The following is a 3268-nucleotide window of genomic DNA, read 5'->3' on the forward strand; positions in this document are numbered from 1 at the left end:
CGGCGTCCCGACCGCCACGAACAGCAGCCGCGCCCGCGACAGCGCCTGCGAGATGTCGGTCGTGAACGTCAGGCGCTCGCGGTTCTTCTGCACCAGCTCGGCCAGACCCGGCTCGTAGATCGGGATCTCGCCCCGCTCCAGCCGCGCGATCTTCTCCGCGTCGATGTCGACGCACACGACGTCGCTGCCGAGTTCGGCGAACCCCGCCGCGGTCACCAACCCCACGTATCCGGTACCGATCACGCCGATGGGCTCACGGTTCGGGTCCTCATCAGCCCTGCTCATTGCGAACATCAAATCACCCAGTAGAGGCAGGAACTGTCCCGGCTGGTCAAGATATCGACGAGCGGACTGGACAGGTCGTCACACCATTAGCTGATTGCGCCGGAGGCGTTCGGAGGGTCTTCCCGCGTGGAGGCGGAGGGGGAGGGGAGCGAAGTCCCCTACCTACGGGTGCCCGCCGGGAAGCTGACTGGGCGCTGACGGCGCGACGCCCCGCGCGACCTAAGTGGAGTGAGAGCGTGGGGGCCAGCGACGCAACTCTCGTCGAGCGCCACGTCCCACCAGCACGACAACCAGAGCGAGCCACGCCACGCCGATCAGATAGCCAGCGATGACGTCGCTGATCAGGTGCGCACCGTTCAGAACGCGGGTCGGTCCCGTCAGCACGATCGGGATGAGCGCCAGGAAGACCAGATCGCGACGGCCTTGACGGTGGGCCATCACGGCGAGGGCCCCCGCGAAGACGACGATGTGGACCGTGTGGCCGCTGGGGTAGTTCAGCCCGGGATCGGCGTGGGACTCGGCCCACAGCGGCGTCGTGCCGGAGACGACCTTGAGGACCGCGTTGACGGCGACGCCGGCGCTGGCCGCGACGATGAGGACGGCGTCGCGGCGACGTGACGCCCGGAGCAGCAGCCAGACCGCGATCGCAAGCCCTGCGGCCGCGAAAAGCGGGCGGCCCAGCAGGTCGAAGAAGACGACGAGCTCGCCGACGACGCCCGTGCGAGGGGGCCAGGGCGGAAACTCGGCCAAGGCCCAGCGTTCTCCTGGGAGCGGACCGACGACCTGGACCCAGACGCGCAGCGCGACGGCGAGAGCCGTCGCCACGGCGGCGACGGCCAAGAGCAGCAGTTGCCGCCGTGCTGCTGACGCAGGCGCCGCAGAGGGTGAGGGCCGAGCGTCGATCGGCCCATCCTACGAGGGCGTCGAGTGACCTTCGACCGGTAGGCGACACATCTCTGGTCGCCACAATCCGGCCCGCAGCAGAGCGGGCCCGGGATCAGTGGACGAGCTGCCGCTTGTGCCGCGGCGTACCCGACGTCGTCCCGGAGGACGCGGAGTCGGTGGCCAGACGCCGACGCGCCCGCTTGAAGCTGGTCCGAGCGATCACGCCGATGACCAGCGCGTCGATGGCGATCCAGGCGGCGAGGAGGAGGGGGACCCAGCTCATGGTCTGTGACCTATCCCCCAACGATGCCGTCGGCATGCACGGTGCACGGGGAATTGTGTGAACGACCAGCTACCTCCTGACCGCGCCCGTGCGACGGGCAGAGCCGTCGATCAGCCGACGGCAGATGCCAGAGACCCGTCACCGCAGCGCGGAGCACCCCGGCAGCGACACCTTCGCGACCTTCTTCCCGGCCACCGTGATCACGGCGCGCCGGTAGACCGACGTCGCGTCGGCGCACCGCGTCAAGCGGGTGAACGTCACGGTGCCGGCGGCCCGGACCGTCTTACCGTGGCGGCCCTTCTTCGCCACCGTCACGCGGCCGCGGGCGGTCGCCGTCGGCGCGCCCCAGGCCGTCCACGTCAGGCCCGTGGCCCGCGCCCGCCTGGCCGCGAACGTCCTCGGGCGGACGGACGCCCGGCGCCGGGCGTCGATCGCCACCGCCTCGACGACGTCGTCCGGGGCGTCGTCGGCCGCACCGTCGTCTGCGGAACCGTCGCCGTCGGAGCTGCCGTCGTCGACGGCACCCGCTCCGTCGACGGGATCGCCGGCGCCGTCGTCGGCCAGGTCCGGGTCAGCGTCGGCAGCGCCGTCGTCCGCGGCCGAGACGTCCGGGTCGTCATCACCGAACGTGACGAGCGCGGTGCGCGCGGCGGCGGCCGGCGACGACGGCCCGGACGGAACGGTCGCGTCCGCCGCGCCGGCCGGAAGGGCGACGGCGAGGGTGGCGGTCGCGGTGATCAGGAGCGACGGCACCCACCGGCGCCCGAAGGCGGGGCGGGTCGCGGCGGATCCCTCGAGCGGCGTCATGCCCTCATCGTCGGCATCCCGCCGTCGCCACACGTGGGTGACGGACGGGTGTCCGACGCACGGAGGCGCCACGCGCCCGTTCCGCCGAGGTCATTCGGGAAGAGCGGGACCAGGCCGACACGCAATGCCGTGACCGCAAGCTGCGTGCGCGAGGTCGAGCCCAGGTGCCGCATGGCGGCCGCGACGTGCGACTGGACCGTGCGATCCGAGATGTGGAGCAGCGACGCGATCTCGATGTTCGTGTGGCCCTCCACGACCAGCGCGACGATCTCGCGCTGACGTGCGGTGATGCGGGACGACGAGACCGCCGGGCCTGCCGGGGCCACGGACGCCTGGTGGGGACGGGACGACTGCGTGTGCACGGGACTGCACCTCGGGACGACATGAGCTGACCGTCGCCGTGGGGAGCAGCGGACCGGCAGAACCTAGACGACGATCACGCCGTCCCTCCTGCCGATCTTCACAGGACTCGGGGACCGCCCGGAACCATCCCGGTCGCTCGCCCGCGCCCGGCCCGTGACCGCACGGCGGTCACAACCCGCACTGCGGCAGCCGGTCGCGCGTCGCCGCGACGTTCAGCCGCGCGATCGCCCCCGCCAGGTCGTTGGCGGCCCCACCCGCGGACCGGCCGTCCCGCGTGCGGCGGGCCACGGCGTTGACTCCGCGCGCACGGGCGGCCAGCTCGGCCAGGACGTCGCGGCGGTCCGCCTCCTGGCTCGCGAGGCGGTCCAGGTCCGAGGCCAGCGTCGCGGTGGCGGTGGCCACCGCACGCACGTACGTGCGGCCGTCCGCGGCCGAGGTCCCCGGTCCGGGGACCGGCGGGACGGGCTTGGTCGCCGCCGAGCAGACCGCGGTGATCAGCGCGGCCGAGCGGTCCGCCGCGACCGGCGCGGTGGTCGCCGCCGGGGTCGTGCCGTCGTCCCCTCCCCCGCACCCCGCCAGGGCCAGCAGGGCGACGACGGACGCCGACGCGGCGCGGCGGGCAGGGCGGGTGCGCGGCACGGGGCG

5 protein-coding genes and 1 pseudogene are annotated in these 3268 nt (G+C 73.1%); all 6 read right to left on the bottom strand.

Translation table 11 applies throughout. The features are described from left to right. A partial coding sequence (locus Q7T67_RS08650; RefSeq protein WP_304788091.1) for a 3-hydroxyacyl-CoA dehydrogenase NAD-binding domain-containing protein occupies positions 1 to 285 on the bottom strand: 285 nt, incomplete at its 3' end. A 219-nt stretch (positions 286 to 504) separates the two neighbouring features. Then, complete coding sequence (locus tag Q7T67_RS08655) at positions 505 to 1125, bottom strand: phosphatase PAP2 family protein (RefSeq protein ID WP_304788093.1); 621 nt, start codon at positions 1123 to 1125, stop codon at positions 505 to 507. Between the two features lie 157 nt (positions 1126 to 1282). Further along, on the bottom strand, positions 1283 to 1453 hold the full coding sequence (locus tag Q7T67_RS08660; protein WP_304788096.1) for a hypothetical protein: 171 nt from the start codon (positions 1451 to 1453) through the stop codon (positions 1283 to 1285). Between the two features lie 138 nt (positions 1454 to 1591). After that, positions 1592 to 2260 (bottom strand): hypothetical protein, encoded by a 669-nt coding sequence (locus Q7T67_RS08665; RefSeq protein WP_304788098.1) that lies wholly within the window; start codon positions 2258 to 2260, stop codon positions 1592 to 1594. Further along, a complete protein-coding gene (locus tag Q7T67_RS08670; RefSeq protein ID WP_304788100.1) occupies positions 2257 to 2622 on the bottom strand; it encodes a response regulator transcription factor in 366 nt (121 codons plus the stop codon). Before Q7T67_RS08670 ends, Q7T67_RS08665 begins: the two co-directional genes overlap by 4 nt. A 169-nt stretch (positions 2623 to 2791) precedes the next feature. Next, a pseudogene (locus Q7T67_RS08675) lies at positions 2792 to 3268 on the bottom strand (hypothetical protein); the annotation flags it as partial.

This window comes from Patulibacter sp. (assembly GCF_030655195.1).
In the GTDB taxonomy this organism is placed as follows: Bacteria; Actinomycetota; Thermoleophilia; order Solirubrobacterales; family Solirubrobacteraceae; genus Patulibacter.